At 66.0% G+C, this 852-nt stretch carries 1 protein-coding gene; it reads left to right on the top strand.

Features of this window, described 5'->3' with window-relative positions; all coding sequences use genetic code 11:
- Positions 1-6: 6 nt before the first annotated feature.
- Positions 7-744: a histidine utilization repressor gene (gene hutC / locus EN939_RS36225; protein WP_127272059.1), complete on the top strand. Its 738-nt coding sequence runs from the start codon at positions 7-9 to the stop codon at positions 742-744.
- Positions 745-852: the final 108 nt, after the last annotated feature.

Raw genomic sequence — 852 nt, 5'->3', positions numbered from 1 at the left:
TTCGGCATGAGCATGGCCGGCACAGTGGTAGCGGACGGTGGCGGCTCGCTGCACCAGCGCATCCTGACCGACATCAGTGAGAAGATCACGTCCGGTGCCTGGGCGCCCGGCCATCGCATCCCGTTCGAGCACGAACTGAGCGTGCAATACAATTGCTCGCGCATGACGGTGAACAAGGCGCTGTCACAGCTTGCCAAGGCCGGGCTGATCGAACGTCGCCGCCGCTCAGGCAGCTTTGTGCGCCGGCCGCAGTCGCAAGCGGCGGTGCTGGAAATCCACGATATCCGCATCGAGGTCGAAGCGCTCGGCTTGCCTTACCGCTACGAGCGCGTCGCTCGGCACAAAAGGCGCAGCAGCGCCGAGGATCGCGCCCTGCTGGAATTGGGCTTGGCCGGACCGGTTCTGGCGCTGGAATGCGGGCATTTCGCCGGCGAGCGGCCGTTCGCGCATGAACAGCGGCTGATCAACCTCACCGCCGTACCCGAGGCAGCAGACGTGGAATTCGTGGCCATCGCACCAGGACCATGGCTGATCGGCCGCGTGCCGTGGAGCGAAGCCGAGCACCGGATTCGCGCTGTCGCCGCCGACAGACATATAGCGGCCGCACTCGACATCGAAGCCGGCGCGCCGTGCCTGGTGGTAGAGCGGCGGACATGGAGCGCCGAACATCCGGTCACCCATGTGCGCTTTACCTACGCGGCCGAGAGCCACACGCTGGTGGCAAGGTTCAGGCCGCAGGGGTAGCGCCGACGCTCCCTTCTCCCCTTGTGGGAGAAGGTGGATCGGCGCGACAGCGTCGAGACGGATGAGGGGTGTTCCAGCGGAGTGAGACGTTGGCGTTCCCTGGAACAC

The sequence above is a fragment of the Mesorhizobium sp. M7A.F.Ca.CA.002.05.1.1 genome, from assembly GCF_003998335.1.
Classification (GTDB): Bacteria; Pseudomonadota; Alphaproteobacteria; order Rhizobiales; family Rhizobiaceae; genus Mesorhizobium.
This window is presented reverse-complemented; position numbering and strand designations above follow the sequence as displayed.

What these genes read in the sequence shown, in the direction of transcription:
- hutC (WP_127272059.1), top strand. Translation starts at nt 7, where the DNA reads ATGAGCATGGCCGGCACAGTGGTAGCGGACGGTGGCGGCTCGCTGCAC.